21 protein-coding genes and 1 pseudogene are annotated in these 25,457 nt (G+C 66.1%); 15 read left to right on the top strand and 7 right to left on the bottom strand.

Annotation, left to right across the window (positions count from 1 at the left end; all coding sequences use genetic code 11):
- Positions 1 to 4: 4 nt before the first annotated feature.
- The 4 genes from NZ849_RS02120 to NZ849_RS02105 all read right to left on the bottom strand — a co-directional run bounded on the left by NZ849_RS02120 (position 5) and on the right by NZ849_RS02105 (position 5,465).
- The gene (locus NZ849_RS02120) at positions 5 to 514 is read right to left on the bottom strand and encodes an amino acid ABC transporter permease (RefSeq protein WP_295386920.1); all 510 of its coding nucleotides are present in this window, start codon (positions 512 to 514) and stop codon (positions 5 to 7) included.
- Between the two features lie 3 nt (positions 515 to 517).
- Entirely contained in the window at positions 518 to 1,831 is a 1,314-nt protein-coding gene (mnmE, locus tag NZ849_RS02115; protein WP_295386916.1) for a tRNA uridine-5-carboxymethylaminomethyl(34) synthesis GTPase MnmE, read from the bottom strand.
- A 105-nt stretch (positions 1,832 to 1,936) separates the two neighbouring features.
- Complete coding sequence (locus tag NZ849_RS02110; protein WP_295386914.1) at positions 1,937 to 4,186, bottom strand: DEAD/DEAH box helicase; 2,250 nt, start codon at positions 4,184 to 4,186, stop codon at positions 1,937 to 1,939.
- A gap of 34 nt (positions 4,187 to 4,220) precedes the next feature.
- Entirely contained in the window at positions 4,221 to 5,465 is a 1,245-nt protein-coding gene (locus NZ849_RS02105) for an MFS transporter (RefSeq protein WP_295403523.1), read from the bottom strand.
- Positions 5,466 to 5,513: 48 nt separating this feature from the next.
- Between NZ849_RS02105 and NZ849_RS02100 the strand changes: the two genes are divergently transcribed.
- On the top strand, positions 5,514 to 6,023 hold the full coding sequence (locus NZ849_RS02100) for a TlpA disulfide reductase family protein (protein ID WP_295386908.1): 510 nt from the start codon (positions 5,514 to 5,516) through the stop codon (positions 6,021 to 6,023).
- 22 nt (positions 6,024 to 6,045) lie between these two features.
- On the opposite strand, the gene NZ849_RS02095 is transcribed toward NZ849_RS02100, so the two are convergent.
- Positions 6,046 to 8,247, bottom strand: a complete 2,202-nt coding sequence (locus NZ849_RS02095) for an ATP-dependent Clp protease ATP-binding subunit (RefSeq protein WP_295386906.1) — start codon at positions 8,245 to 8,247, stop codon at positions 6,046 to 6,048.
- Positions 8,248 to 8,669: 422 nt separating this feature from the next.
- Here NZ849_RS02095 and NZ849_RS02090 point away from each other — a divergent pair, with 422 nt between their 5' ends.
- A complete protein-coding gene (locus NZ849_RS02090) occupies positions 8,670 to 10,193 on the top strand; it encodes a glycine--tRNA ligase (RefSeq protein ID WP_295403520.1) in 1,524 nt (507 codons plus the stop codon).
- Between the two features lie 18 nt (positions 10,194 to 10,211).
- Here the strand turns inward: NZ849_RS02090 and prfB are convergent.
- Both prfB and rsmF read right to left on the bottom strand, forming a co-directional pair.
- Positions 10,212 to 11,310 (bottom strand): peptide chain release factor 2 gene (gene prfB / locus NZ849_RS02085; RefSeq protein WP_295403517.1). Its coding sequence is split into 2 segments (ribosomal slippage): positions 10,212 to 11,258 and positions 11,260 to 11,310, totalling 1,098 coding nucleotides; the frame shifts between segments, so codons are not numbered across the junction.
- A gap of 33 nt (positions 11,311 to 11,343) precedes the next feature.
- Positions 11,344 to 12,717, bottom strand: coding sequence for a 16S rRNA (cytosine(1407)-C(5))-methyltransferase RsmF (gene rsmF, locus NZ849_RS02080; protein WP_295403515.1), 1,374 nt, complete (start codon positions 12,715 to 12,717; stop codon positions 11,344 to 11,346).
- Positions 12,718 to 12,735: 18 nt separating this feature from the next.
- On the opposite strand from rsmF, the gene acpS reads away from it, so the two are divergent.
- The 13 genes and pseudogenes from acpS to NZ849_RS02015 all read left to right on the top strand — a co-directional run.
- The gene (gene acpS / locus NZ849_RS02075; protein ID WP_295403512.1) at positions 12,736 to 13,104 is read left to right on the top strand and encodes a holo-ACP synthase; all 369 of its coding nucleotides are present in this window, start codon (positions 12,736 to 12,738) and stop codon (positions 13,102 to 13,104) included.
- A gap of 6 nt (positions 13,105 to 13,110) precedes the next feature.
- Positions 13,111 to 14,004 (top strand): AEC family transporter, encoded by an 894-nt coding sequence (locus NZ849_RS02070; RefSeq protein ID WP_295403508.1) that lies wholly within the window; start codon positions 13,111 to 13,113, stop codon positions 14,002 to 14,004.
- 15 nt (positions 14,005 to 14,019) lie between these two features.
- A complete protein-coding gene (coaE, locus tag NZ849_RS02065) occupies positions 14,020 to 14,595 on the top strand; it encodes a dephospho-CoA kinase (protein ID WP_295403505.1) in 576 nt (191 codons plus the stop codon).
- Positions 14,592 to 15,386: a helical backbone metal receptor gene (locus tag NZ849_RS02060; protein ID WP_295403502.1), complete on the top strand. Its 795-nt coding sequence runs from the start codon at positions 14,592 to 14,594 to the stop codon at positions 15,384 to 15,386. Before coaE ends, NZ849_RS02060 begins: the two co-directional genes overlap by 4 nt.
- Before the next feature lie 4 nt (positions 15,387 to 15,390).
- Positions 15,391 to 16,152 (top strand): 50S ribosomal protein L11 methyltransferase, encoded by a 762-nt coding sequence (locus NZ849_RS02055; protein WP_295403499.1) that lies wholly within the window; start codon positions 15,391 to 15,393, stop codon positions 16,150 to 16,152.
- A 1-nt stretch (position 16,153) separates the two neighbouring features.
- Positions 16,154 to 16,852: a 16S rRNA (uracil(1498)-N(3))-methyltransferase gene (locus NZ849_RS02050; RefSeq protein WP_295403497.1), complete on the top strand. Its 699-nt coding sequence runs from the start codon at positions 16,154 to 16,156 to the stop codon at positions 16,850 to 16,852.
- The gene (locus NZ849_RS02045) at positions 16,849 to 17,217 is read left to right on the top strand and encodes a hypothetical protein (RefSeq protein WP_295403495.1); all 369 of its coding nucleotides are present in this window, start codon (positions 16,849 to 16,851) and stop codon (positions 17,215 to 17,217) included. Before NZ849_RS02050 ends, NZ849_RS02045 begins: the two co-directional genes overlap by 4 nt.
- Positions 17,218 to 17,258: 41 nt before the next feature.
- On the top strand, positions 17,259 to 19,673 hold the full coding sequence (locus NZ849_RS02040) for a DNA polymerase I (RefSeq protein WP_295403492.1): 2,415 nt from the start codon (positions 17,259 to 17,261) through the stop codon (positions 19,671 to 19,673).
- Between the two features lie 26 nt (positions 19,674 to 19,699).
- On the top strand, positions 19,700 to 20,497 hold the full coding sequence (locus NZ849_RS02035) for an enoyl-CoA hydratase-related protein (protein ID WP_295403489.1): 798 nt from the start codon (positions 19,700 to 19,702) through the stop codon (positions 20,495 to 20,497).
- Positions 20,498 to 20,569: 72 nt separating this feature from the next.
- Positions 20,570 to 21,439, top strand: a complete 870-nt coding sequence (locus tag NZ849_RS02030; protein WP_295403485.1) for a phosphohydrolase — start codon at positions 20,570 to 20,572, stop codon at positions 21,437 to 21,439.
- 137 nt (positions 21,440 to 21,576) lie between these two features.
- Positions 21,577 to 23,043, top strand: a complete 1,467-nt coding sequence (locus NZ849_RS02025) for a leucyl aminopeptidase (RefSeq protein WP_295403482.1) — start codon at positions 21,577 to 21,579, stop codon at positions 23,041 to 23,043.
- A gap of 85 nt (positions 23,044 to 23,128) precedes the next feature.
- Positions 23,129 to 24,847 (top strand): tetratricopeptide repeat protein, encoded by a 1,719-nt coding sequence (locus tag NZ849_RS02020; protein ID WP_295403478.1) that lies wholly within the window; start codon positions 23,129 to 23,131, stop codon positions 24,845 to 24,847.
- A 155-nt stretch (positions 24,848 to 25,002) separates the two neighbouring features.
- A pseudogene (locus NZ849_RS02015) lies at positions 25,003 to 25,280 on the top strand (S8 family serine peptidase); the annotation flags it as partial.
- Positions 25,281 to 25,457 lie beyond the last annotated feature (177 nt).

Genomic DNA, 25,457 nt, shown 5'->3' with positions numbered 1-25,457 from the left:
GGCTTCAGCTCCTCTTTCTGGTCAGCAGGCCAAAGGGCGGACGGCCAAAGCGGTGGGCCAGCCGGGGCATAACCACCAGGTCCTTGTTTTGCATCCAGAGCGCGTCCAGCAGGGCCTGCGCCAGCTGCTGGGCGTTGGCGTAGCGCCGCAGGGGTACTCGGATGGCCTCCCGTCCTTGGCCCAGGAGCACTACCTGCCACCCCCCACCCAGGATGTCCCGCAGGCCATCGGCGGCATCAAGCCCCTTCAGGGTATACTCGCTCCATCGGCCAAAGCTTCGCACGCGCAGGGTGGTGGGGGTGACCTCGAGCCCCGAGAGCCATCCCTCGTCTACCCCCAGGGCAGCTGTGTAGAGCCCCAGCAGACCGAAGAGCACCACCGACCAGCGCGGTTCTACCCCCTGAAACCAAGCCCAAAGGCACACGGCTGTGAGGGCCAGACCCATCAGAATGAGGCCCAGCGCCAACGCGTAGGTGGTTGGGCTGGGTTTTGAGGTGATGCGCCTGCCTTCCATAGGCTACTTTCCCACGCAGAAGTTGCGGAAAACCCGCTCGATGACCTCCTCCGAGACATTTTTGCCCAAAATTTCCGAGAGGGCCTCCAGGGCCATCTCAATTGAGAGCCCGGCCAGGTCTAGAGGGGCTTCCAGAGCTGCCTGAAGGTGGGCCTCGGCCCGTCGCAGGGCTTCAACGTGGCGTTCGTTGCTAATCCAGATTTCGCCCTGAGGGGCTTCTCCCAGCAGCCGGCGGTGTACCTCTTGGCGCAGCGCCTCGAGGCCCATTCCGGTGAGGCTCGAGACCGGTAAAAACGCCTCATCCTGCCAGGCCGGGGGCAGGTCGGCCTTGGTGGCCACCCTGAGGGTGCGGGGCCAGGGCAGGGGCGGGGGCGGGGGCTTGGGCTGGCTCTGGTCGGCCAGATAGAGCACCAGATCAGCTTCCTGGGCAATCTGCAGCGCTCGTTCCACCCCGCTTCTCTCCACCGGATCGTCGGTCTCTCGCACCCCCGCAGTGTCTATCGCCGTCACCGGTACCCCGCCGACCTCCAACGGGGCCTCGAGGTAGTCGCGGGTGGTCCCAGGTATGGGGGTTACGATGGCCCGTTCGTAGCCCAAAAGGGCGTTGAGTAGACTTGACTTGCCGGCGTTGGGGGCGCCCACCAGGGCTACCCGGGCCCCCCTGCTGGCGATACGACCCGCAGGGGCAGTGGCAAGGAGCCGGCGCACCTCGGTTAGAACCGGCTCGAGCCGGACGGCCACCTCCACCGGCTCCACTCCCTCCTCAGGGTAGTCCAGCCAGGCCTGGATGTGCGCCAGAAGGTCAAACAGCCCCTCGGAGAGGGCCCTTATCCTTTTGGAGAGGCCTGCACTGAGCCCCCGCAAGGCTTGCCGCCGGGCCGCTTCCGACTCGGCCTCTACCAGGCTAAGCACCGCCTCAGCCTGGGCTAGGTCCATCCGGCCGTTCAGGTAGGCGCGCAGGGTGAACTCCCCGGGTTGCGCTGGGCGGGCCCCGTTTTGGAAGAGCACCTGTAAAACCCGCCGCAGCACTGCGGGTGAGCCATGGGTTTGGAGCTCGGCGCTGTCCTGGCCGGTGTAGGAGTGAGGGGCACGAAAGACCAGAAGCAAAGCCTCGTCCACAACCTCCCCACTCCTGGGGTCGCAGACCTTACCAAAGGTGAAGCGCCCACCCGGAAGCCGGCTGGGGTCCTTTCCCTGCCAGAGCTTTCCAACGAGTTCCAGGCTGCCTGGGCCCGATACCCGCACGACGCCTACTGCTCCCCGGCCTGGAGGGGTGGCGATGGCGGCGATGATGTCCTGCAAGGAAGGTAGGCCCATAGCCCCTAAGTCTAAAGGGTTTCCCACGGGGCTGGGTAAGCGTTCGCGTAAGGTTTCGCCGCTTTGCCGCTTCCCGAATCCCAACGCTTTCCCGTAGGGGCTCCCTCAGTTGGGGGGATGGGGGGGGTAGCGGCGGTGCAGGGCCTCAGCCAGAATCCAGGCCCCCTTTTTGTCCAGGTGTTGGTTGCCATTGCCGCACTTTGGGGAGAGGATGCAGCGCGGACAGCCCGCCTCACATGGGCAGCTTTGCAGCAGGTCGCGGGCGGCCTGAACCCAGCGGGCAAAATGGCGCGCTGCGGTTCGGGCGTAGCCCACTCCACCGGGGTAGCCGTCGTAGATGAAGATGGTGGGCCCGCCAGCGGAGGGAAGGGGGCGGGGATAGAAGGGGTAGGAAACTCCGCCCACATCCTGGCGCTCGGCTAGCACAAAAAGGGGAAGCAGGCCTATCAGGGCGTGCTCGAGGGCGTGCAGGGCGCTGGGTATCAGGGCCTCAGTGAAGCCGTTCGGGGCTTCCTTGGGCACCGCAACCCCCTCGCAGGGGTGAAACCAGATCGCCTCGGTCTGGAAGGTGAGCTCGGGCATGCACAGGGGCACCTCTTCCAGCACAGCTTCGCTGTAGTAGCGTTTTTTGACATACCCCACCACCCGCTCCCGCAGGCCCACCGCCCCGACCCAGACCCCTGGCAGCACCTCCTCTCCACCCAACACTTCCAGCTCGGTCTGGGCCCGGGGCTCGGTGTAGTAGTCTTCCAGGCTTGGCAGTAGCACCACCTCCCGCCTCTCGGGGTCGAGGTTGCGCACCAGATAGCTTTCCCCCTGGTGTAGGTAGACCGCCCCGGGGTGGGCCTCCCAGTAGGCCTGCCGCTCGTCCAGGGTGCCCAGGAGTTTCCCCTTGGCATCGCGCAGGCTGTAGTTCTGCCCCAGCCCGCGCAAAGCTAGCTCGCGGTGGGGGTTGCGCTTAGGAGAGTAGAGCCGGCCGTTCCTTTCTACCAGCGGAGGTACCGCGGAGGATGCGCGGTGGAAGGGATCGGAGGGGGAGCGGAGGGGGATGGGTAGCTCGAGCGCGGCGCAGTGGGCGTGAAGGGGGTAAAGCACGGGGTTTTCGGGGTCGGCGACGGCTGCTTCGGGTGGGCTTTCCAGCAGAAGCTCCGGGTGAGCCTCAAAAAAAGCGTCCAGCGGGTCTTCCCGGGGTATCCAGAGCAAAAGCGCCCGCCGACCAGCCCGGCCAGCCCGGCCGGCTCGCTGCCAGAAGGAGCTGAGCGAGCCGGGGTAGCCCAGCAGCACCGCCGCGTCCAGCTCTCCGATGTCTACCCCCAGCTCCAGGGCGCTGGTGCTGACCAAGACCCGCAGATCGCCCTCCCGCAGGGCCTTTTCTAGGCGCCGGCGCTGGGGTGCGGTGTAGCCTGCCCGGTAGGGGCGCACCCGGTCGTCCCCGGCGTAGCGGGCCACCAGCTCGGCGGTGCGGCGAGCGTTGGTGAAGATGAGGGCCCGGAGGCCTTGTTGGGCGATGGAACGGGCCAGGAGGGCTGCTTCCAGATTGGGGCTACGGCGGATTTTCCCCTCCCGGTCCAGCGCCTTGGGCACCCACACCCCAAACTCCAGCTCCGCCCTGCGCGGGTGGGCCACCACGGCCTGGAAGGGCAGGCCGGTGAGGCCCAGGGCATGCTCGGCTGGGTTGGCAATGGTGGCACTGGCCGCGACAACCTGGGGCTGGGCGCCGTAGTGCCAGGCTAGCCGCAGAAGCCGGCGCAGGATGAGCGCAGCGTGGCTACCAAACACCCCTCGGTAGGCGTGGAGCTCGTCCAGAACTATGTAGCGCAGCCGGCCTAAAAACTGCGCCCACTCGCCGTGCCGGGGCAGCAGGCCGAAGTGAAGCATGTCCGGATTGGTGAGCAGGGCCTGGCCTTCTTCCAAGGCCTTCCTGCGGGCCTTGGCGGGGGTGTCGCCGTCGTAGGGGTGGATGCGCTCAGCAACTCCCAGGACCTCCCCCATCCTGCGCAGCCGCTCGAGCTGGTCGTGGGCCAGGGCCTTGGTGGGGTAGAGCAGAATTGCGGTTTCACCCTCCATCAGGGCCTTGAGCACCGGTACCTGGAAGACCAGGCTTTTGCCCGAGGCGGTGGAGGTGGCCAGCACCACATGCCGCCCCCTTTCCAGCAGGGCGAAAGCCTCGGCCTGATGGGGGTAGGGCCTCAGCCCTAAAGCCGCCAGCAGGCCGGCAAAAACCCCTTGGTAGTCCACAAACGCGGGCGGGTTGGGGGGGAGAAGCCGGACAAAGCGAAGCTGCCCGGCGTAGCCTTCCAGGCTGCGCAGCCAGTCGCCGTAGGAGGGGTAGGGGGCAAGTTCCTTGGGTAGCACACCAAGACCAATCTCAGGCCCTGGGCGCCCAGCGTCAAGGCTGAAATACCCCTGGGGCAACCTCCCTCAGGCGGTAGACCAGGGGCAGCGGGAGCAGGGCCAGGAGTGCACCGAAGTAGCCCAAGGTGGGTAGTCCAAGGGTCTCCACCACCAGCCCCCCCAGAATAGGCAGGATCATTCCCGAAAGGTTGGCCCACGCCTCCAGGACCCCCGTGGCCCGCCCGCGTTCGGCGGGGGGGGTAACATCGGCCAGCGCGGTGTTGGCCGCAAGGAAGGCCCCCGACCACCCTAGCCCTACCAGAAAGGTCCCTGCGGTGATGGCCCCGTAGCCCTGGCCCAGCCCCACCAGAAGGGCCCCCAGGGCGGCCACTGCGAGGCCGCCCCCCATCACCGGTTTGCGCCCTATCCGGTCGGCAAGGCGCCCGATGGGCCAGGAGAAGGCGAACATGCCCATCACGTGCAGCGCCACAGAGAGGGATATCTGGGCCAGGCTGCACTCCAGGGCCTTCAGGGCTAGGGCGGTCATGGCCATCATCATGACCATCTGGCCTTGCGCGGCCACCGCAGAGGAGAGAGCGGCGATCCGCGGCTGGACCTGGCGCTCCCCTCTCGGGGTAGGGTCGGGGCCGGTCTGGAGGTCTTCTGGGCGGTAGTAGGCTTCCAGGTGCTGGGCTATCCGCTTCGGGTCGGGCCGGATGCCCCTCACCATCAGAAAGCCCGGGAGCACCAGAAGCGGCACCAGCAGCCAGGCCAGGGCAATTTCGCTGAACCCAAGCCTCCGCCCCAGCCACTCCGCCAGTGTTACCAGCATAGGGGAGAGCCCAGCGCCCAGGAGCGAACCCATGGCCACCAGGCTCAGCCCTTCCCCCCGCCGGCTGGGCGGGTACATGTCGGCTGCGGCCACCCGCATCTGCTGTACCGCCCCCACCCCGGTGCCAAAGACGAGAATGCCCAGGGCAAAGAGGGCCAGGGAGCCTGCCAGGGTTGCCCCGCCGATGAGCAGCGCCCCCATCAGGGTGAGCCACAAGCCCAGGTACAGGGTGGGCTTGCGGCCCCAAAGGTCGGAAAACTGCCCGATGCTGTAGGCGGTCAGGGCGCGGGACAGCCCCATCAGGCTGGTGGCTAGGCCGGCGAAGACCGCGCTACCCAGAAGGGTGACCACCTGGATGGCCCCGAAGGTGGGCACGAGCTGGATTCCAGCTCCGTTTATGGCCTGGACCATGGCCAGCAGGAGGGTATTCCTCCTGACGGAAGGGGGTATGGGAGGGGGGCCAGACACAGGGGAGAGTATACGCTCCCACCCCTGCCAGCCTGCTAAACTGGCGTTGTGGAGAAGATACCTACAGGCCTCTCCCCCAGCTTGCGGCTGGGGTTGGTGGGCTTGATTGTGGGAGGGCTGGTGGCCCTGGCCCTTCTCCCGGCCCCTCACCGGGGGCTGGCTGGCGACCTCCCCCAGGCTACCTTGGTCCGGCTGGACGGCACCCCGGTGCGTCTTCAGAGCGGCAAGCCCACCGTGCTCACGGTGTGGGCCACCTGGTGCGGCTACTGCCAGCGCCAGCTTCCGGAATTTGAGGCGGTGGCTCGAGCCCACCCGGAGGTGCGCTTTGTGTTCGTCAACGATGGCGAGCCTGCCGCTCTGGTACGCCAGTTCCACGATGCCCGGGGCTTCACCCACGCCGAGGTCTATCAGGACGCCCTGCGAGCGGTGGCCCAGGCCCTTCGGGTAAACGGCTACCCCTCCAACTTTTTCTACAACGCTCGCGGCGAGCGGGTGGGGGAGGTGCGGGGCTACATGAGCCCAGAGCAGCTTCGGGCTGCCCTTGCCCAGCTCAGGTGAGGCCCAACGCGGTCAGCTCTCCCTACGCTAAGCTCAGCGCCTGCTCCTCAAAGGCGATGCCGCCCTCCTTTAGGGTTACGTAGAGGGTGCGGCCGGGCCGCGAGAGGAGCTCGAGGGAGAGGGGATCCTCGATTTTCTCGCGGATGAGGTTGCGCAGAACGCGGGTGCTGCCCTGCTTGGGGGCCTGCTCCACCAGCCAGCCGGCTACAGAGGGGTCGAAGCGCACGATTTTCTCGCGCGACTCCAGCTCTTTGCTGATGTCCTGGAGCATGATTTGGGCCACCTGCACCAGCTCGGCTGGCTCGAGCGGGCGGAAGCGGATCACCTCGTCTAGGCGGTCCAGGAACTCCGGGGTGAAGAGGGCTTTGAGGGGGGACTCGGTGTCCACCTCCCGGCTGGTGAAGCCGATGGCTGGCCCTACGTTGTAGCCGGTGTTGGAGGTCATGATGAGGATGACCCGCCGGAAGTCCACCGTGCGCCCCAGCCCGTCCGTAAGGCGGCCCTCATCCATCACCTGAAGGAAGGTGTTGTAAATGTCCGGGTGGGCCTTTTCTATCTCGTCCAGGAGCACCACACTGAAGGGTTGGCGGCGCACCGCCTCGGTCAGTCGCCCCCCTTGCTCGTAGCCCACGTAGCCGGGCGGGGCCCCGATCAGCTTGGAGATCGAGTGGGGCTCCTGGAACTCGGACATGTCAAAGCGAATGAGGGCCCGCTCTGAGCCGAAAAGCACCTCAGCCAGGGCCTTGGCCAGATGGGTCTTGCCCACCCCCGAGGGCCCCACGAAGAGGAAGCTGGCGGAGACCCGGGTGCGCCCACCCAGGCCCACCCGGCTTCTTCTTAGGGCTGCAGCCAGGGCCTGGATGGCCTCTTTCTGACCGATTACCCGCTTGCTCAGCTCCTCTTCTAGGTGGAAGAGCTTGCTGTCGTCCTTGTCGTCGATGTAGACCCCGCCCCAGGAGTCCACCACGCTCTCGATGTCCTCTCGGGCCACCAGGGGGGTGCCGTCCTCGTCCACCGCCACCGGCAGGCCCAGGGAGTCGTTCAAGCGCACCCGGCTGGCCGCTTCGTCGATGAGGTCGATGGCCTTGTCGGGAAAGTTGCGCCCAGGGAGACTGCGGATCCCGATTTTAACCGAAAGGGAGAGGATTTCATCGGGGATGACCACCCCGTGGTGCGCCTCGTAGCGCGGGCGCAGGCCCTTCAGAATCTCCAGGGTTTCCTCGGGGGTAGGCTCGAGCACAATTACCGGCTGGAAGCGGCGTTCCAGGGCGGCGTCTTTTTCAATGTAGCGGTGGTACTCCCCGGTGGTGGTGGCCCCGATGACCTGGATCTCCCCCCGGCTCAGGGGTGGCTTCAGGATGTTGGCCGCGTCCAGGGTGCCCTCGGCCCCGCCGGCGCCGATCAGGGTGTGCAGCTCGTCAATAAACGCCACCACCTTGGCGTTTTTGAGCTCCTCGATGATCTGGCGCAGCCGCTCCTCAAACTCACCACGGTATTTGGTGCCGGCCACCACCCCGGCCAGGTCGATGGAGACGATACGGGCTCCCCGCAGCACTGGGGGAACCCGCCCCTCCACGATGGCCTGGGCCAGCCCCTCCACGATGGCGGTCTTGCCTACCCCGGGGTCGCCCACCAGCACCGGGTTGTTTTTGGTACGCCGGGCTAAGATCTGGATTACCCGGTTGATCTCCTCAGTACGGCCGATGACGGGGTCGAGCTTGCCCTCACGGGCCTCCTTGGTTAGGTCGCGACCGTACTCGTCCAGGAAGGGGGTGGCCACGGTTTTCTCCTTGGTCTCCCCAGCTTGGGAAAGGATGCGCCAGCGGATGGTGTCCACATCCTTGGCGTAGTGGGTCAAGATGCGGTAAGCAATTCCGTCCCCCTCGCGGATGATGCCCAGCAGGATGTGCTCCGTGCCGATGACCTGGCTTGACATGTTGCGGGCTTCGGCTCCGGCCAGCTCCATAACCCGCCGGGCCCTGGGGGTGATGGCGGGGGGCTCGCCGGTGCGGCTGCCCTCACCGCGGCCCACCAGCTCCTCTACCATGCGCCGCATGGCCTCGAGGCTCGCGCCATACTCCATAAGGATGCGGGCGGCCGTGCCCCCTTCGCGCATCAGGCCCAGAAGCAGGTGCTCGGGCCCGATCATGCTATGACCTAGCCGGCTACCCTCTTCTCTGGCGTAGTGGAAAACCAACCTGGCGCGGTCGTCGTACCTGTTCAAGGGCGAACCTCCTGGTGTGTCGGACGAGTCAACATGGCGCGGCGATCTTCCCTACCCCAATGATACAGTATGGCGGGTCTGTCCTGGGTGTTTGCGCCGCACGTTACGAAGCGTTGCTGAGGGCCTCGGGCCCTTCCGTTGGGTTTGGCCTTGCTCGTCGGGGTGATTTGTGTTAGCTTTTCCCTTGCGCTGAACCGCAGGAGTAGCCTGGTTCCAGCCGCAGCGAGCCCGGGAGGGTGGAAGCCGGGTGGCCAAGGGCCGGGTGAAGGGCGGCGGTGTTTGCCACAAGGCCAGCGCACCGAGAGGTGCCCGGGAAAGCCCGGGAACTGGGGTGGAACCGCGGAAGTGTACCTTTCGTCCCCAGGCCGGCATGGCCGGGGATTTTTACATGAGGTGCGCCTCGCCTTTCTTGGAGGAGAACCATGCCTGCTGAAACGCTGGAGGAACTGGTCAGCCTGTGCAAACGGAGGGGCTTCATCTTTCCTGGCTCGGACATCTACGGGGGTTTGCAGGGTACCTACGACTACGGCCCTCTTGGGGTTGAGCTCAAGAACAACCTCAAGGCGGCTTGGTGGAAGGCCATGGTCTATGAGCGGGACGATATGGAGGGGCTCGACTCGAGCATCCTCACTCACCGCTTGGTGTTGCATTACTCAGGCCACGAGGCCACCTTCTCCGACCCTTTGGTGGATAACCGCATCTCCAAAAAGCGCTACCGCCTGGACCACCTGCTCAAGGAGCAGACCCCTGCAGTGCTAGAGGCGGTGGCTAGGGCTATGGGCCTCCCTGAGGCGAGCCTGGCCGCCCTGGTGGCCCAGATGCTGGCTGAGCCCGAACGGGCCGCCTCGGCCATGAACGCGGCCGGCGTAGTGGACCCTGCTGATGGGGCTAAGGGCGACTGGACGCCCCCTAGGCCCTTCAACATGATGTTCAAGACCCAGATTGGCCCGGTGGCTGATGAGGAGTCGTTCGGCTACCTGCGGCCCGAGACCGCCCAAGGGATTTTCATCAACTTCAAAAACATACTGGACGCTACCTCCCGCCGCCTGCCCTTTGGTGTGGCCCAGATTGGCAAGGCCTTCCGCAACGAGATTACCCCCCGCAACTTCATCTTCCGGGTGCGTGAGTTTGAGCAGATGGAGATCGAGTACTTCGTCAAGCCCGGCACCGATGAGGAATGGCACCAGCGCTGGCTGGAGATAAGGCTCGCTTGGTGGGAGGCGCAGGGGATTCCCCGCGAGCAGATTCGGGTTTTGGATGTTCCCAAGGAAGACCTCTCCCACTACTCCAAGCGCACCTTTGATCTGATGTATAACTTTCCCACCTTGGGGTTTGAGGAAATCGAGGGCATCGCCAATCGCAGCGATTACGACCTGGGCAGCCATACCCGGGGCCAGTCGGAGCTCAGGATTCAGGCCAGGGTGATGGAAAACCGCCACTCCACCGCCCGGCTGGCAGTGCAGGACCCCGAGACCAAGGAGTGGTTTGTGCCCTTTGTGATCGAGCCTTCGGCAGGGGTTGACCGCGGAGTGCTGGCGCTTCTTTCCCAAGCCTACACCAAAGAGCGTCTTCCCAATGGAGAAGAGCGGGTGGTGCTGAGGCTCAAGCCCCACCTGGCCCCCATCAAGGTGGCGGTGATCCCTTTGGCCAAAAACAGGGAGGAGATCACCTCCTACGCACGCCGACTCAAAGCCGAGCTGCAGGCCTTGGGTCTGGGCCGGGTATTCTACGAGGACACCGGCAACATCGGTAAGGCCTACCGCCGCCACGACGAGGTGGGTACCCCCTTCTGCGTGACGGTGGACTACGACACCATTGGCAAGAGCCAGAGCGGTAGTCCCGCTTTGAAGGACACGGTTACGGTGCGCGATCGCGACACCATGCAGCAGGAAAGGGTCGCGGTGAGCGAGCTGGCCGCCTACCTGCAGGAGCGCCTCAGGTTTTGAGGCTAAGGCCAGTGGAGGCTACTCTTCATCCCCCACTGCGGCGGTCTCTCGGCGGCCGGCCTTCCACTCCAGCCCAGCCCAGATTAGGCTCTCCAGGTCTCCGTCCAGCACGTTCTCAGGGTCGTGGCGCAGCTCCCCGGTGCGGTGATCCTTGACGTACTGCTTGTCCAGCACGTAGCTGCGAATCTGGCTACCCCACTCGATGGGGCGGACCTCGCCGCGGAGACGGGCCAGCTCCTCCTGTTTCTTCCGGAACTCAATTTCAAAGAGCTTGGAGCGGAGGATGCTCAGGGCCAGCTCCTTGTTCTTCTGCTGGCTGCGGGTGATCTGGCACTTGACCTGAAGGCCCGTGGGTAGGTGCACCACCCGAACGGCTGAGTCGGTGGTGTTGACCCCCTGGCCGCCCTTGCCCTGGGAGCGCATCACTTCAATGCGCAGGTCCTCGGGGTTGATCTGGACCTCCACGGTGTCGTCTACCTCGGGCATTACCTCCACCGCGGCAAAGCTGGTCTGGCGCTTGCCCTGGGCGTTGAAGGGGGAGGGGCGGACCAGGCGATGTACCCCGGCCTCTGCAGAGAGCAGGCCGTAGGCATTCTCGCCGCGCACGATGAACTGAGCGTGATCGATGCCCGCCTCGGGCCCGGGTTCCAGGTCAACCAGCTCCACACTAAAGCCCTTTCGCTCGGCAAAGCGGGTGTACATGCGGTAGAGCATCTGCGCCCAGTCGCAGGCCTCGGTGCCCCCTGCGCCTGGCTTGATGGTTACGATGGCCGGGTTCTCGGCGTAGGGGAAAGAGAGCAGGGTCTGGTGGTAGAGCTCCTCGAGCTCCTGTCCGGCTCGCTCGAGCTCAGGCGCTAGCTCGGCCCGCCCCTCGGCCCCCATCTCTGCCCAGAGTTCCAGAAGCCCTTGCAGGTCGGACTCCAGGCGCCGATAGCCCTCCACCGCCTTGCGCAGCCGGGCAGCCTCCTGGGAAATCCTTCGGGCCTTTTCGGCGTCGCTCCAAAGGTGGGGGTCATTCAGGAGGGGCTCGAGTTCCTTCAGCCGTGCTTCCTTGCCGGCGATGTCAAAGATACCCCCGGAGGGTGTCCAGGCGATGTCTGAGGGTCTCCAGCTCCATAGCACCCAAGTCTAGGACCTGGAGGGAAAGAGGTCAAACCCCGGCTTTCCCAGGGCGCACCACGCCTCCTTTGCTCCGGCCCCAGCCTATGGCGAACTCACCCACGCGGGTCCTCAGGGTAACTAGAACCCAGCCTTCCGGGCTGTCCGCCTCGATGGGCTGGCCCTGGGCAAAGGCCAGAGCCTGGGGGGCTTCGGGCGGTAAGGCTACGCGGCGGCGGATCTGCCCGGGGGACAGGTGGTGGGCCAGGGGCAAAGCAGGCAGGAAGCGGCCTCCTTCCCTGCCCCGGGCGGGTCGGGCCTCCCCCAGGTAGAGCCCTGGGGATGGGGCCTTGATCCCATTTAGACTGGGTAGTCCGGGGGGGAGCAGGTAGAGGTGGCCGGCCCGTTCGGTGAGGTTCCCCTCCAAGGGGCCTTCCAGGTGCTCCTCGGCCCAGGCCTGCCAAAGGGCCTGGGTCCCGCGCGAGAGGGGGTCAGTGCGCTCCGGGGGGGGCTGGTGCGGGCGTCCCTCCTCTTTGCGGAGCCGGGCCAGGAAGTGCCCCTCACCCCTTAGCCGGTGGGGCCACAGGCGGGCGGTCTTGCTCAGGCTGGGGTGCCCCCCGCCCCACTCGGGCACACCGGGGCTGAAGGATGGGTGGAGCCGGGCCTCCTCCAGCGCCCAGCCGCCTCGCCGCAGCAGCTCGGCCACCACCTGTTCGTTTTCCTCCGGGGAGAAGGTACAGGTGGAGTAGACCAGCACCCCGCCCGGCCGGACCAGCCGGGCGGCTTCTAGGAGGAGCTTTTTCTGTACCTGGGCGGCTCGCTGGGGGGTACTGGGCCCCCAGCGGCGCGCAACCTCGGGGTCCTTGCGGAACATCCCCTCTCCAGAGCAGGGCGCGTCCAGCACCACCCGGTCGAAATAGGCCCCCCAGCGCTCGGCCAGGTTTTCCACGGGGCTCGAGACCACCGCCACCACCGCTCCCCAACGCCCCAGGTTGTCCAGCAGCCCCCAGAGCCGCTTTCCGTCCACCTCGTTGGCCACCAGTAGGCCCTGGCCCCGCATGCGGGCCGCCAGGTGGGTGGTCTTGCCACCCGGGGCTGCAGCCAGGTCGAGCACCCGCTCTCCTGGCTGGGGGTCGGTCAGCGCGCCCACCGCTTGAGCCGAGGGCTCCTGGATGTAGTAGAGTCCGGCGTAGTAGAAGGGGTGGGGTCCCGGCCGGGCCTCGGCGGGGTAATAAAAGCCCTCGGGTGACCAGGGAATGGGCTCCAGGGGCCAGGGACTGATTTGCTGGAACGCCTCGGGGCTGAGCTTCAGGGTGTTGACCCGCAGCCCGTAGCTTCGCTCGGATGCGGAGAGTGCCTGCAGGAATAGGGGAAACTCCTCCCCCAGTAGGCTGGACATGCGCTTTAGGAAGGCCTTCGGCAGCACAGCATACAATGCTAACCGATGGCTGTTGTGGCGGTTGGAACCGACTTGGTGGATTTGGCCCGGCTGAGGAAGGTTTGGAGTCGGCATCCTAGGCGCTTTTTGGAGCGTCACTTCGTCCCAGAGGAGATTGCCTACTGCCTGGCTCGAGCCGACCCCCTACCCTCCCTAGGGGCCCGTTTCGCGGCCAAAGAGGCCTTTCAGAAGTGCTGGCCGGAGGCGTTGGGCTGGCTCGAGGTCTGGGTGGAGGTGGAGGGGCGGCGGCCCCGGCTGGGTTTTGCCCCCCGGCTCGCCGCTGAGATGCACAGGGCTCAGCTCAGGGCCCACCTTTCGCTGGCCCATGAGCGGGGGTACGCCCTGGCGATGGTGGTGCTCGAGGCTCTAAGCTAGCGGGGTATGGAGGCCCTGCTCAACACCATCGTCCCCGTGGCCTTTATCGTGCTCACCGGCTACTTGGTGGGGCGGCGCATTGAGTTTGACCTGCCGACCCTTTCCAAGCTCTCCATCTACGTGCTGGTGCCGGTGCTCATCTTCGACGCCATGCTCAGGGCCAGGCTGAGCAGCGCAAGCGTCTTGGGCATTACCCTGGCCTTTTTTCTAGCCTCCGCCGGCCTCTATGCCCTGGCCCTGCTCCTAGGCCGGCTGTGGCGCTTGGACGCGGGTTCAACGAAGACCCTGGTGGCCTCAGCGACTTTCCCTAACTCGGGCAATATGGGCCTCTCGCTCACCTTTTTTGCCCTGGGGCAGCCGGGGTTGGACCGGGCGGTGGTGTATTTCATCGCCAGCAGTGTGCTGATGTTTGGCCTGGGGCCGGCGTTCTTGCGGGGGGGAGGGTTTTTGCAGGGCCTGCTCTTTACCCTGCGGCTGCCGCTTTTTTGGGCGCTGGCAGGGGGAATTCTGGTGCGGGGGTTTTCCATCCCGCTGCCGCTTGGCCTGGACGAAGGGGTTCACCTGCTGGGGCAGGCCTGTATCCCGGTGATGCTTCTCACCCTAGGTATCCAGATTGCCCGCTCAAAGCCGGAGTGGGGGGTTTTTGAGCTCAAGGCCAGCGGCCTGCGCCTACTGGCTGCGCCGGGGCTTGCCGCTTTGGCAGGCTGGGCTTTGGGGCTGGAGCGGCTGGACCTCCAGGTCCTGGTCCTACAGAGCGCCATGCCCATTGCGGTCAATGCCTTTCTGATGGCGGGGGAGTTCGGGGGCAACGCCCCCAGGGCGGCCCGCGCGGTGGTGGTCTCCTCGGTGCTCTCCTTCGCGACGGTTCCTCTGGTGTTGCTCCTGATCGGGGTGGGCTAGGGTATGCTTAGCCCGATGCGCCTTGTGGGCCTCACCGGTAGCATTGGCAGCGGGAAGAGCACGGTGGCGGAGCTTTTGCGCAGGCGAGGGGTGCCGGTGTTGGATGCCGACGCGCTGGCCCGCGAGGGAGCGGAGGTGCTCAAGGCCGAGATTTGCCGCATGTTTCCAGAGGCCTGCCGCTCAGGGGAGGTGGACCGTCGGGCGCTCGGGGCCTTGGTCTTTGCCGATGCGGAGGCCCGGCGGCGGCTGGAGAGCCTTCTGCACCCTTACGTGCGGGCCCGGCTCGAGGAGGAGACGGAGCGGGCCCGGGCTCGGGGGGTTCCCCTTCTGGTGCAGGAGATACCTCTGCTCTTCGAGTCTGGACGGGAGGGGGAGTTTGACGGGGTGTTGGTGGTGGCCGCGCCGGAGGAGCACAGACGGCGGCGGGTGGTGGCGCGGGGGCTTTCCGAGGCGGAGTTTGAGGCTCGGGATAGGGCCCAGCTTCCCCAGGAGGAGAAGTTGCGCAGGGCCACCTGGGTGATCTGGAACGAGGCCGACCTAGGGACCCTGCAGGCCCGGGTGGCGGCCTGGCTCGAGGAGGCCCTGGGATGAGAATCGTGCACGACTGGTTGGGGCCCATTGAGCTGCCTGAAGCCCCAGAGAGGATTGTCTCCCTAGCGCCAAACGCCACCGATACCCTCTTCGCGCTGGGGCTGGGCCAGCGGTTGGTGGGTCGCAGCGCCTTTTGCTACCGGCCAGCGGGGGTTTTGGGGCTGCCGGTGGTCTCGAGCTACACCCGGGTTCGCTGGGAGCTTTTGGCATCCCTGGAGCCCGATTTGGTGCTGGTCAGCACCGGGGTTCAGCGAGAGCTGCTGCAGGCGCTGGTGGAGCGGGGTTTTCCCGTGTACCCGCTGCCGTTGCCGCAAAGCCCCTACGGGATTATGGAAAACGCGGTGCTGCTGGGGGCCCTGCTGGGTGTGCCGGAGGCCGCCACTCAGCTTGCCCAGGGGTTGGCCGAGCGGTATGCCCGGCTTTACCGGGCCCTGCCCTCCCGGAGGGTGTACCTCGAGCTCGACCTGGGCGGTCCCATCACCGTAGGCCGGGGCAGCTATGTGGATGAGGCCTTGCGGCATCTGGGGTTGCAGAACATTTTTTCCCAGCACCCCCAAAGCTACTTCGCCCCTGAGCTGGCCGAGGTGCCCTGTAGGGCTCCTGAGCTTTTCATTTATGAGCCCAAGCCGCATCGCTCGAGGGCCCGGGAAAGGGCCGAGCAGCTTATGGCTGAGCGGGGCTGGGCGCTGCCCTTGGTGGTGACCGGTGGGGATGAGCTGGCCCACTACGGGCCGCTCTTCTTTGGGTACCTGGAGCGGCTGGTGGGGCAAATTAGGGGGGTGCTAGACTAGGTCCATGCACGTCTTTCGCCTCAGGGGCGACTTTGAGAGCCTGGATCCCTACACCCCCTTGCTCTTTGAGCTGGGGGCGAGGGGCTTGGAGGAGAAGCCGGGTGAGGTCTGGGCCTATTTTCCCTCCCGTGTGGAGCTGTCCCTGCCGGGGGAGTGGATGGAGCTTCCCGACACCGACTGGCTGGAGGCCTACCGGCGCGACCTGAAGCCGGTGCGGGCTGGGTCCTTTGTGGTGCTAGCACCTTGGCACCGCTGGGAGGGCCCTGAGCGCCGCTTGGTGATCGAGCCGGGCATGGCCTTTGGTACCGGCCACCATGAGACCACCCGGATGGCCCTGGAGGCCCTCTCCCGCCGGGTGGAGCCCGGTATGCGGGTGCTTGACCTGGGCACTGGCTCGGGCATCCTGGCCATTGCGGCGGCGATGCTGGGGGCGGAGGCTTGGGGGGTGGACATCGACCCAGCGGTGATTCCTCAGGCAAGGGCCAATGCCGAGCGCAACCGGGTGGAGGTGCGCTTTGCGGAGGGAAGTCTTGCCGACGTGGAGGGGCCCTTTGACCTGGTGTTGGCCAACCTCTACGCTGAATTGCACGCCCATCTGGCCGAGGATTACCGGAAGGCTTTTGGGATGTGCGGCCTGCTCGTCGCCACGGGCATCCTGGTTGAGCGGGAAGGGATGGTTCGGGAAGCCTTGGAGGCCTGCTCGTTCCGGCTGCTTGAGCGGGAGCAGGAAGGGGAGTGGGTCTGCCTTACCTGGGCGGCGGTTTAGTATGCGGCCACATCGGGCCCATGTTCCGAGCCTGGCGCCAGAGGTGGAGCTTCTGGGCAGGGAGGCCCACCACCTGGTGGAGGTTTTACGAGCCCGGCCGGGGGATGCTTTGAGTGTGTTTGATGGAAAGGGCCGGGAGGGCCGGGCCCGGGTGCTGGCGGTGGGCCGGGGTTGGGTACGGCTGAGGGTGGAGGAAACCTGGGCGGCAGGGCGGGAGCCCCCTATCCCCATCGTCCTCTATGTGCCCTTGCTCAAGGGGGACCATCTGGCCGAGGTGGTTCGGGCTGCTACCGAGCTGGGAGCGACCCAGGTGGTTCCGGTGCTGACCCGGCGCTGCGTGGTGCGTGAGCTGAGCGAGGGCAAGCTCTTGCGCCTTCGCCGGGTGGCTCAGGAGGCGGCTAAGCAGTGCCTGCGCAGCGTGGTGCCCCAGGTGGAGCCCCTTTGCCCCCTGGATCAGGTGCCCCCAGTGGAGCAGGGTTTTGTGGCTCACCCCTACGCGGTCGGGCGGGTGCGGGAGGTTTTTGACCCCACCCGGCCCACCGCCCTCATCACCGGCCCTGAAGGGGGGCTCACGGAGGAGGAGGTGGGGTTTTTGAGGGCGCGGGGGTTTATCCCGGTGGCCTTGGGCCCCCGCATCCTGCGGGCCGAGACCGCTCCCGTAGCCCTTTTGAGCCTTATCACCGCCGCGGAGGGCCTATGAGGTGCTGGCTGTGTCTTCTTCTGCTCCTGTCGGCTTGCCGCTACACCTTCGTCCCTCTTGACCCCGGCCGGGCCAGTTTCCCGCCCCGGTTGGGCCTGAGCGGGCGTCTCGAGGCAGTTCCCGGTGGGGCAGTGGCCTACCTCACGGTGCGGCGGGTGGGTGAGCCTGGGTACCTCGAGCTGCGCTGGTACAAGGACGACCGGCTTTTCGAGGAGCGCTCCATCTGGGTGGAGGCCCCCGGGAGCTACCAGGCCCGCTTCAGCCGCCTGGACGAGGGGTACTACCGCCTGGTGGTGCTGGTGGGGGGTGGCCCGGTGCTCCAGCTCGAGCTGGGGGCTCCCCTGCTGCCGGCCCCACCCCCCTGACCGGCTTTATGTTTTAGACCGAATCCGGGTAGAATACCGGGGTGGAGCAGCCCAGTTTGTTCGCCCAGAGTTCGCAACGGGCCCGGCCCGAGCGCGTCTGGCTGGTGGACGGCCATCACCTAGCCTACCGCAGCTACTTCGCCTACGAGCGGCTAACCACCTCCCGGGGCCAGCCTGTCCAGGCCATCTACGGCTTCATGCGCAGTCTCCTCAGGCTCCTCAAGGAGGATGGCGACTGCGTGGTGGTGATTTTTGATGCTCCGGCCCGAACCTTTCGCCACGAGGCCTATGAGGAGTACAAAGCGGGTCGGGCCTCCACCCCTGAGGACTTTCCTGCCCAGCTCGAGCAGATCAAGGAATTGGTGGACCTGCTGGGGCTGGGCCGGTTGGAGGTTCCCGGCTACGAGGCCGACGACGTGATTGGCACCTTGGCCCGCCGCGCCGAGGCCCAGGGTTACCCGGTGCGCATCCTCACCGGCGACCGGGATAGCTTTCAGCTCCTTTCTGAGCGCATTACGGTGGTGCTGCCCGATGGGCGGGTCATGACCCCGGCGGCCCTGCGGGAAAAGTACGGGGTCCAGCCGGAGCAGTGGGTGGACTTCCGGGCCCTGGTGGGCGACCCTTCCGACAACCTGCCGGGGGCCAGGGGAATTGGGGAGAAGACCGCGGCCAGGCTGTTGCAGGAGTGGGGCTCCTTGGAGCGGCTGTTCGCCCACCTGGGTGCGCTCTCCCCCAAGCTGCGCAGGGCCTTGGAGGAGGGGCGGGAGGGCGTGGAGCTTTCCCGGCGGCTGGCCCAGGTGCACACCGATCTCCCCCTTGGCTTTGAGTTTGAGGGGTGCCACCGGCGGGCGCCCGACCTGAAGGCCTTGAGGGTGGTGCTGGAGCGGCTCGAGTTTGGCTCTATTCTGCGTGAGCTGGGGCTTTTGGGGACCCTGACCGGGGTTGAGGAGGCCCCCTGGCCGCCCCCGCCGGAGGCCTTTTTGGGCTACACCCTGGATCGGCTCCAGCCGATGTGGGCCAGCCTGACGGGCCTGGCCGCCAGTGCGGAGGCCCGGGTTTACCAGGCCAGCCCTCAGGTGGAGGAGCTACGGCGTTTTCCCGAGTTGCGCGCGCTTTTGGCCAAGGACCTGTCGGTGCTGGCCCTGCGGGAGGGGGTCTGGGTACCCCCAGGCGACGACCCCTTGCTTTTGGCCTACCTCCTCGACCCCTCCAACACCGAGCCCGCTGGCACCCTGAGGCGCTATGGGGTGGGTGACTGGACCCCAGACCCTGCTGAACGGGCCCGGGCGGCCGCGGCCCTTTGGGAAGCCCTGAGGGGCCGTGTGGAGGAGGACGGGCGGCTAAAGTGGCTTTACTGGGAGGTTGAAAAGCCGCTTTCTGCGGTGCTGGCCCGTATGGAGGCCCGTGGGGTTGCGCTGGATACGGCCTACCTGCAGGAGCTTGCGGAGGAGCTGGGCAAGGAAATGGGCTATTTGGAGGCCGCCGTTCACCGCCTGGCTGGACGCCCTTTCAACCTGAACTCCCGCGACCAGCTCGAGGTCGTCCTCTACGACGAGCTGGGGCTAGCTGCGCCGGGGCGCAAGACCCAGACCGGAAAGCGCTCCACCGCGGCCAGCGCGCTGGAGGAGCTGAGGGGCCAGCACGAGATCATAGACCACATCCTGGCCTATCGCGAACTCAGCAAGCTCAAGAGCACCTACCTGGAGCCGCTGCCCAGACTGGTCCACCCCAAAACCGGCCGTCTGCACACCCGATTTATCCAGACTGGTACCGCTACCGGGCGGCTTTCCTCCCAGGATCCCAATCTGCAGAATATTCCGGTGCGCACCGAGATGGGCCGCAAAATTCGCAAGGCCTTCATCGCTGCTCCGGGGATGAAGCTCATCGCCGCCGACTACTCACAGATAGAGCTGCGGGTGCTTGCCCACATATCGGGCGATGAGAACCTCATCCGGGTCTTTCGGGAGGGAAAGGATATCCATACCCAGACCGCGGCTTGGATGTTCGGCGTTCCTCCTGAGGCGGTGGGCTTTATTGAGCGTTACTTTGCCTCCTACCCTAAGGTTCGGGTCTGGATTGAGCGCACCCTGGCCGAGGCCCGTGAGCGGGGCTATGTGGAGACCCTCTTCGGCCGTCGCCGCTACGTGGCCGACCTGGACTCCCGGGTGCGGAGCGTGCGCGAGGCAGCCGAGCGGATGGCCTTCAACATGCCCATTCAGGGTACCGCGACGGGCGACCTGATGCGGCTGGCTATGGTTCGGCTCCAGCCTCGGTTGGAAGCCTTGGGGGCCTACCTGGTCCTTCAGGTCCACGACGAGCTTCTGGTGGAAGCCCCAGCTGAGCGGGCCCTCGAGGTAGCCGGGGTGGTCCGGGAGGTGATGCAAAGCGCCTGGACGTTCGAGGTGCCCCTCGAGGTGGGGGTGGGAATTGGCGACAACTGGTTGGAGGCCAAGTAGTATGCTTGGGCCGTTGGAGGTAGGCTATGACCCCGCCAAGTGAGGCCCCCGAGTTTGAGCACCTGAGCTACCAGGTAGAAGACCGTGTGGCCATCGTCACCCTTCGTCGGCCCCAGGCCCTCAACGCCCTCAACCAGGATGCGCTCATTGAGCTGGCCGATGTGGTTGAGGTCATCGCCCAGGACCCGGAGGTGCGGGTGGCCATCTTCACTGGGGAAGGCCGGGCCTTTGTGGCCGGGGCCGACATCGGTGAAATTGCGGCCTTGCAGGACGTCTTCGCCGCGCGGGAGTTTGCAATCCTGGGCCAGTCGGTTTTCAACGAAATCGCCGCCTTGCCCCTGCCTACCATCGCGGCCATCAACGGCTATGCGTTGGGTGGGGGGCTCGAGCTGGCCCTGGCCTGTGATCTGCGGGTGGCCAGCACCAAGGCCCGGCTCGGACTGCCCGAGGTAGGGCTGGGCATCATCCCGGGGTTTGGCGGTACCCAGCGGTTGCCTCGCTTGGTGGGCCGGGGCCGGGCTTTGGACCTTATCTTTACCGGTCGGCACCTGAGCGCCGAGGAGGCTTTGAGCCTGGGCTTGGTTAACCGGGTGGGGGAGGACGCTCTGGAGACAGCCAAGGAGCTGGCCGCGGTCATCCTCAGGAACGGACCGGTGGCCTTGGCGCTGGCGAAGGAGGCGGTGGGCCGGGGGGAGAACCTGGACCTGCAGGAGGCCTTGGAGATTGAGGCCGACCTCTTTGGGCTGGCCTGCGCTACCCAGGACATGCGGGAGGGCACTCGGGCCTTTCTGGAAAAGCGAACCCCCCAGTTCAGGGGCGAGTGAGGGGCTTGTGTTCCCTGTCACCGCCTGTGGGGCCTTCTAGGCCTACCATCGGTTGTGGAAGGCGGTTCGGCCATGAACGAGCGCACCGTGCAGGTTACCCAGCCCAAGGCCAAGCTCTATGTGGAGGCCGACCTGGCAATTCGCGAGGGGTTGCGGCGCTACCCGAGGGCGCTGGCGGCCTACGAGATGCTGAGCAGCGACCCCGAGGCCCGGGGCCACTGGGACATGGCCAACTACATCACCGTGCGCAAGCTGGGCTACAACGACCACGGACGGGTGCACGCCCTTCTGACCGGTGCGGCCAGCGTGACCATTCTGCAGCTCCTTGCCGACCATGGGGTCAAGCCGGACGTCATCGAGAGCGGGGTGGGTGACCTGGACGACGCTTTTTTGGTGGTGCTCCTCTCCACCATGCTCCACGATATCGGCAACCAGGTGCACCGGGTGCGTCACGAAGCCTTCAGCGTGATGCTGGCCATACCTATCCTAGACCGCATCCTCGATAAGATATACCGCGACCCTGAGCAGCGCACCGAGCTGCGGGCCTTCATGCTCCACGCCATCCACTGCCACGACCTCGAGCCCGAACCCCTCACCATAGAAGCGGGCATCACCGCTGTGGCCGATGGCACCGACATTACCAAAGGCCGGGGACGCAAAGCCTTCGCCCTGGGCTCGGTGGACATCCACTCCATCAGCGCCCTGGCGGTGGACGAGGTGCAGATTCTGAAGGGGGAGCGGGTGCCCGTGGAGATCCGGGTGGTCATGAACAACTCCGCTGGTATTTTCCAGGTGGAGGAGGTGCTCACCAAAAAGGTCTTGCGGAGCCCCATCCGCGACTACGTAACGGTTATTGCCAGCACCCACGATGGTGAACACGACCAGCGCATCATCCAGCGGGTGCGCTTGCACGAGACTGAGCCCCGCTTCCGGCTGGACTGAGTGCTCCCGGTAAGCCCCGCCGGTCGCTTTGGCCCAATCCCCCATTGGCGCGCAGACCAGCGTTCCCCACAGGGGCGGGTAAGCGAAGGGCTTTTAGGGCCAGCTTTGGTCTGTTTCGTGTTATATTCCCGCAGGATATGGAACTCACACTCAAGTCTGCGCGCCGGTCCTTGGACGAGATTCACGCTCCTTTGGCAGTGGTTGGGGTCTGGGGGGGCGAGCTGAGCGAGGAGGGGAGAAGGCTGGACATCCAGCATCGGGGGCGGCTTTCGCGGGCCATGGAGGCCCTTCACTTCAGGGGGGAGTTTGGGGAGACCCTGCTGGTCTCTTTGGAAGAGGGGAGGGAGCCCGGCTTTGCCCTGCTCTTTGGGCTGGGCAAAAAGCGCGGCGTGAGCCTGGAGACTGTGCGGCAAGCAGGGGCCCGATTGGTGCGGGAGGTGGCCCGGCTGGGCTTCAGGGAGGCCGTCGCCGAGACCTTCTTGGCAGAGAAATTCGGCAAGAGGGAGGCCAGCTACGCCCTGGCTGAAGGGGCCTTTCTGGGGGGGTACAGGTGGAGCGGTTACAAGACCGAGGTGAGGAGGGCTGAGCGGCTGCGCCTCTGGTTGGCCCGCTCTTCCGGCCCGGCAGTGGCGCGGGCTGAGGTGGTGGCCGAGGCGGTCAACTACGCCCGCAACCTGGTGAACGAGCCCCCCAACATCCTTACCCCGGTTGAGCTGGCCCGGCGGGCCGAGGGAATGGCCCAGGAGCTGGGTCTTCAGGTGGAGGTTTGGGATGAGGGGCGAATACAGGAGGCCGGCATGGGGGCGTTCTATGCAGTGGCCCAGGGGTCGGCCAACCCCCCCCGCTTCATCCAGCTCACCTACAGGCCTGAGGGTCCGGCGGAGCGGGTCGTCGCCCTGGTGGGTAAGGGGCTGACCTTCGACACCGGGGGATACTCGCTGAAACCCTCCGAGAGCCAGATCACCATGAAGGGCGATATGGCCGGTGCGGCGGCGGTGCTGGCGGCCATGCGGGCCATTGCCAAGCTGAAGCCCCCGGTTGAGGTACGGGCCTATGTGGCCGCGGCCGAGAACATGGTCTCGGGGCGCGCCTACCGGGTTTCGGATGTGCTGAAGAGCCTTTCCGGGAAGACCATTGAGGTCCTCAACACCGACGCCGAGGGGCGGCTGACCCTGGCCGATGCCATTACCTACGCGGACCGTCAGGGGGCTCAGGCCATTGTGGAGCTTTCCACCCTGACCGGGGCCTGCGTGGTGGCCCTGGGGGAGAAGGTGGCCGGGCTTTTTGCCAACGACCCTCGCTGGGGCCGTGAGGTACGGGAGGCGGCCGAGCGGGCCGGCGAGAAGGTCTGGCCCTTACCCCTGGAGGAGGAGTACCGGGAGATGCTCAGGTCGGAAACCGCCGACCTGAAGAACACCCATGGGCGTAGCCGCTCGGCGGGGGCCATCACAGCGGCCTTGTTCTTGAGTGAATTTACCGAGAAACCCCTGGCACACCTGGACATCGCGGGCCCAGCCTACAGCGAGAAGGAGCACCCCCTGGGCCCGGCCGGGGGAACCGGTTTTGGGGTCCGGACGCTGGTGGAGCTCCTGAGCAGGCAGTAACGGGTGGGGGTGGTCCGAAGCTCACCGCGTTGGGTTGTTTACTCATAGGCTTTGGGGGATTGACGGGTATCATGACCTCTTAGCTATGCTTCGCACCCTGGGTGGGCTTGTTCTAGAGGGGAGTCCCTTTCGCCGAAACAAGCCCTTGCTCCTTGTGGCCTACCTGGCCATTGAGGGGCCGCAGCCCCGCCGCAGGCTGGCTGAGATGTTTTGGCCCGGGGCTCAGGATGGGCTCAACAGCCTGTCGGTCGCACTCAACCAGCTCCGCCCGCTAGGGCTGGTGGAGGGGGGTGAGGTCTTGCGGGCTCGGGTTCCCACTGATCTTGAAGCCCTCCGCCAAGCTGTGCGGTTGGGCGATTTGGAGGCCCTGCGCAGGCTCTATCGGGGGGCTTTTCTAGAAGGGGTGGAGCTGTTGCTGGGAGAGGAGCTAGGGGAGTGGGTTTGGTCCCTGCGGGAGAAGGTGGCCTTGGAGGTCTATCAGGTCTTTTCCAAGCAGGCTCGAGCCCACTTCGCCTTGGGCTTCCCGGAGAGAGGGCAGGCCTTGTTGGAAGAGGTGCTGGGCCTCGGGGGGGTGCGCTGGGCGGTAGAGGGGCACGAGCTTTCTCCTCCTGCCTCCGACCCGTTGCCCCGGGAGGTGCGCCGGGCCTACTGGGCTTTTTTCCACCTGCCTGGGCGGGCTGGGGAGGTGCTTTCGCTGGAACCGTGGGCTATGGAGCACCTCTACGCGGAGGGTTTGTTGGGGGACGACGGACAAACGTCGCCCTTGCTGGGCCTGGACTCTAAGCGGCTGCCCCTCGAGGCCCAGGAGGTGGCTTTGGAGTTGGCCCGGTGCTTGCCCCTTCGGGAGGCCCTTCCGTTCTACCGGCTGGCCCGGTCGCTGTGGGAGGAGGAGGACTGGCCTAGAGCGACCCAGGCCTTCTTGACTGAAGCCCACCGGCTGCTTTCGGAGGACCCTCAGGGGACCTACCGCCTTCTGGAGGGGCTGGGCCGGGTGCCCCAGGCCCGCTTGCTGCGGGCTAGGGCTTTGGAGCGGATGGGACGCTACGTGGAAGCCTTGGAGGAGCTCGAGGAGGGAAACCTGGAAGGCCCCGAGGCGGCGGCGTTGCGGGGTGCTCTGCTCTTCAGGCTGGGCCGGGTGGAGGAGGCCAAGGGGTTGGTCGGCCAGGCTGCAAGGGGGGGTGCCTGGGCGCAGGGGGAGGCCCTCAACCTGCAGGGCCTGCTGGCCTTTAGCGAAGGGCGCTTCCAGGAGGCTGCAGCTCTTTTTGCCCGCTCTGCGGTGCGCTTTTTTGCCGCAGGAGAAGCAGGGCGGCAGGTGGATGCACTCAACAACCGTGCGGTGGCCCTTTTGGAGGCAGGAAGCCCAGAGGCCGAGGAGGTGCTGGGGGAAGCCTTGCGGGCTGCGGGTGAGGTGCCGCTTTTGCGGTCCAGGGTTTTGCTCAACTTCGGCGTGGTGCGGGAGAAACAGGGCCGGGTGGAGGAGGCCGAGAGGCTGTACCGGGAGTCTTTGGAGGCGGCCCAGCAGGCGGGAAGTCTAGAGGCGCTGGGCCGGGCATGGAACAACCTGGGGGCCCTCTACCATCGGCAGGGGCAGGGGGCCCGGGCTGAAGCAGCTTACCGCGAGGCCCTGCGCTCGGCTCGGGAGGGCCGAGAGTGGATGTTGACGGCGGCGGTGATGGCCAACCTGGCCGAATTGCAAAACGATCCAGAGAGCCTGAAAGAGGCCATTGCCCTTTTGAGGGAAGCCCAGTACACCGCGCTGGCTGAGCGGTATCAGAGCCGGCTGGGGGTGTTCAGGCCGCGTTGAGACCCCCTGTGTTAGGCTGTCTGCCGTGGGGGTGGGCCTGTCCGCGGTGGTTTTTCTGCGCCTGCCTCACCCCAGAGGGTTAGGGAAGGGGTGGGGTAGCGGTGCCCGTCTGGATACTGGACTTCTTCAGGGAAAGCCGATTCGCCTCCCCTGGCTGGCAGCCCGCTCTCTACAGCACCCAAGGCCCCTACATGGATCTGGCTGTGCCAGGCACCGACCGCAACTGCGCCCAGCCCGGGGGGTCACGGGCAGCTGCACCGGTACCTCCTTTGCTACCCCGCTGGTGGCTGGGGCCGTGGCAGTCTGGCTTTCGGCCCGGTCCAGCCTGAGCCCGGCCCAAGTCCAGCAGGCCCTGCAACAGCACGCCAAACCCCTGCCCTATCCCCCCCAGGCGGTAGGTGCGGGGATGCTCGACCTGAGCCAGGCTCCTTGACCCCTTGTTTTGTCCGGTTAAGGCTGAGTTAAGCCCCTTTCTGCTAGCCTTTGAGGCCGATTGGGTATGAGGGAGAAGGTCTTTCCGGTGGGCTTGTTCCAGACGCTGCAGGAAACCCTCTTGTCGCCTTTGGTGCTGGCCTTGCTACTGCTGTTTATGGGCTAGGCGGGCTGGTTC

Origin of the sequence: Meiothermus sp. (assembly GCF_025060375.1) — a bacterium.
Taxonomy (GTDB): Bacteria; Deinococcota; Deinococci; order Deinococcales; family Thermaceae; genus Meiothermus.
This window is presented reverse-complemented; position numbering and strand designations above follow the sequence as displayed.